Source organism: Anaerolineae bacterium (assembly GCA_016931895.1).
Taxonomy (GTDB): Bacteria; Chloroflexota; Anaerolineae; order 4572-78; family J111; genus JAFGNV01.
The window spans coordinates 1-3,537 of the sequence record JAFGDY010000303.1; the positions used below are offsets into that span (position 1 = coordinate 1).

A 3,537-nucleotide genomic window follows, 5' to 3' on the forward strand; every position below is an offset into this window, starting at 1 on the left:
AGCATCGTCTGACCATCAGCCACGGCCACCTTGGCGTGAAGAGAGCCGTGCTTACCGCTTTCTGATTGCGTGCGCTGCGACAGGGGCCAGATGTAAATACGGGCGCATTGAGCCACTTCCTTACCTAGCGACTTCATGGTATCAAACGTGATTTTGCCCTCGCTGGCATCCGGCGTTTCCAGATAAAGAGCAATTGATACGCCCCGTTGGGCAGCTTTCACCAAAGCCTGGATAATCACCTTTGGTTTATAGACGGCAAAACTAACAATGTGTAATTCTTGGATGGCTTCGTTGATCAGTTGCAGTAATGACTGGTCGGTGCGGCGTAAGGGAATAACTTGGCTGTCCGGGCCGGTCCACACCAGTTCCAGATGTTGCGCCCGGCGATGTTCTTCTCCGGCAAAACAAACAGCCTGCAACGCCAGGGCCATACTCTCAGGCTGTACCTCCGGTATACGGGTCTGCCAGAAGTCCAGGAAGCGGCTGACACGCTGTTGTACCGCAGGATGGGCCACGGCTTGCAGCACTTCTCGCCGTATTTGCGTTGGATCAGCCGACGTTACCTTTTGCTAAGGTATAGACTAATTTCTCTACCACTTCGACCGGGAGATCATTGACCAGATGATAGATTTCTGAAACCAGTTGATTCTGTGACATTGCTCAATCCTTATTCAAAAAAAGCCAGGTCATCTCGTTCAACGGTATGAACCAGAGTGGAACGATCCAGGTATTTATTACCCCGCTCACACGATGTTTCCGACGCGAACAGGCATGCGTGGCAGGCAGTGGCATGCAGCGTACGACCGCTCTGGCTGGGTTGTCGCTCCGCACATAGGGGATCACTGGCGCACAGACGGGCCGCTTCCAAAGCTTGGCTGATGTGCCGTTCCAGCGTTTTGGGCTGGCCCAGGCTGACCAATCCGCCCAAAGTACCCTCGCTGTCCGGCGCCGACGTGTAAATCAAGACCCCGGCCATTGGCCCCCCCTCACGTTCCGGCTCGCGGACGTACAACCGTTTGCGGATACTGGCGGCGGCGTACCCACATTCCAGAGACAACTGCCGCATCAAGGCATGGGCAAAGGAGTGAATGAGCACATATTGCATGCCCGGGAAGCCATTCTCCGGCGGTTCAATCCAGCGAGCCTGACGCCATTTTTTGTGGGACTCAAAAAAGTCTCGGCCTCGTTCATTCACTTCGGGTTGGGCTAACCAGGCATTGATCCTGGCCTGGCTGAATTGAATGAAGATGCCCTCGCCGCGAACTTCATCCGCCGGCACCCAGGTAGGCGGACGGCGTGACAGCGGCGAAGGATTGATCGGAAGGTTCAGGTCCGGGTCGGTGAGTTCACCTATCGCGTCCAACCGGGTGAAGCCCATCATCGCCCGCACTTCCCGCAACCGCTCGACCAACACCACCTGCTCAAGCAAAGACGAGAATTTGGCGGGAACGGCGACGGGGATCAGGCGGAAATCATCCCCGTTGAGTTGGGGATCGTGCTGGGTAAATACCTGCCATTCCGGCACTTTGAGATCAGGAGCTTCGCCGGGCGCAGCGGTTTCTCCGGCATCTTGTGCCCGACGTTCCTCGATGGCCGTCCATATTTCATCATCCTGGTACTCGCTCAGTTCGCCCAGTTGGCCGGTGCTACGCATAAATTGCAGAATGTTGGGGGCGGTCACCGCTTGCAGTTGCGCCCAATTTTCATCCACTAACTGGGCCAACCGCCCGCTCTCAAGGGGGATGGCAATGGTACTTTGTACCACGGGAAACCAGGTGTTGCTGGCGCCCAAAATAAGGGGACGAACCCGGTGTTCACAGCCGTCAGGATCATAATCGCGCAAATGCGGGCGGCGGCCCGAACAGAGGGGAAGTTTCTCCCGGTTCTCCTCACCAAAGGCCTCGGAGAGACGCCGCCGGGTTTCACAACTTTCACAGAATATCTCCAGGTCGCGGGCTTCACCGCCGGGGCCATATTCTATCAGGCGCAGGACCGGATTAGCACAGGCTTTGCCCTGGTGTACAAACTCCAGCCAGGGAAAATCATCCAGGTGCCCGGCCTCGCACGCCACCAGGAAACGAGCCGGAACTACCTCCGGATTTCGACCCTTGTTGCATAACTCGTGCCGGTAAACCGTACGATCAGGTCTATAGGGATATTCTTTTAACTTGAAAAGACCGTCACTGAGCGGGGCCAGCAGGCGGCAGCGGGGACACACCATCCAGCGAGGGAAGTTGGCCACCGCCACCCCGATGGCCGCCGTGCGTTCAAAGGGGTCCGGCGGCAGGCCGGTGTCCGGCACAATAGGCGGGCCGAGCAGTTTTTTGACCTCGGGCAATTTATAACGCACCGCCGTGAGCAGGCGGTCTTCAACAATGGTTTTGTTGTACTGGGGGTCAACCGGCCAATCTTCCAGCCCGGTCACAATCACCGATAGTTTGGGCAGGTCGATGATAGCGCCGACCCCATAGGTAAACATCAATTGGCTGGGGCGAATTCCGCCCACCGGGGTTTTGAAGTCGGTCATGCGGCCTCCTCGTCAATGGATGAGTCTGCTTCAGCAAATTGGCCGGGCTTGATGTCCATCCCCTGGTCTTGCAATACCAGGGCCACATTGGGTTCCACATCCCGGAGCGAATTGAGACAGGTAAAATAACCCCAATCCTCTTCTTCGGGCTGTTTAAGTAAGCCCACGGTGCGGCCATCTTTACGGCTTTGATACCCCAAAATGGCGGCGCCACCCCGGGTGGCTGCTGCGGTGGCCAGCCATTGGTCCAGACGCATTTTGAGCATTTGTTTTACTTGATCCTCAACCTGGTTGCTTTCGTAGATCAGTCCGGCCCGGTGACTGATTTCCTGCAAGGCCAGGTCAATGTAGGGGTGGGGCCGCTGGAGCTGTCCGGCCCGATCATTGGCGTTAAAATCTTCGCCCCAGAGCCGCAGGAACGAGGCCAAGACGCCGGTCAGGCCGCGGTCCAGAGCGCGAGCCGAAAACGGGGTGACCGACAGGGCTTCGACCTGCTGGTAGAAGGTGGCGTGATAATGTTCAAAGCGTTCATAGTGGCTTAAGTCCCGGGGGCGCGACCAATTGTAAACAGTGCAGACCAGGCCCGGAAAGGCCCGGCCTACCCGGCTGGTGGCCTGGATGTATTCTGCCGTGGCTTTGGGTTGACCGGCTACCACCATCAATCCCAAACGGCTTACATCGACCCCCACCGAAATCATATTGGTAGCCAGCACCACATCCAGCGGGTATTGGGAAGCGTCAGATTTTTTGCCCTTTGGCTGCGGGCTGAACGTTTTCTCCAGGCGATCCAAAATGAGGGGAATGTCAGCAGCGCCTTTGCGCGAGGTGAGTTCTTCCACATTGAACGGCTCGATATAGCGCCGGGCCAGGCCGCGCGCCTCCATCTTTTGCAAACGGGTGCGCACGGCGTCATCCACCACCCGGCGCATCCCGCCCAACTCCCGCATCGAGTTGAAATAGCCCACCGGCGTCATCCAGGGGTCGGCGTGTTCGCCGTAGTCGTTATACAG

At 57.4% G+C, this 3,537-nt stretch carries 3 protein-coding genes; all 3 read right to left on the reverse strand.

The window, feature by feature from the left end:
* The coding region (gene drmC, locus JW953_23305; GenBank protein ID MBN1995635.1) for a DISARM system phospholipase D-like protein DrmC at positions 1-527 on the reverse strand (527 nt) is incomplete at its 3' end.
* A gap of 140 nt (positions 528-667) precedes the next feature.
* Positions 668-2,527: a DUF1998 domain-containing protein gene (locus JW953_23310; GenBank protein ID MBN1995636.1), complete on the reverse strand. Its 1,860-nt coding sequence runs from the start codon at positions 2,525-2,527 to the stop codon at positions 668-670.
* Positions 2,524-3,537, reverse strand: a 1,014-nt coding sequence (locus JW953_23315; GenBank protein ID MBN1995637.1) for a helicase, incomplete at its 5' end; no start/stop codon positions are given. The genes JW953_23315 and JW953_23310, both read right to left, overlap by 4 nt.

Bases quoted from the DNA above. Each gene is read 5' to 3' on its own strand.
- JW953_23310 (MBN1995636.1), bottom strand. From the start codon at position 2,527: ATGACCGACTTCAAAACCCCGGTGGGCGGAATTCGCCCCAGCCAATTG.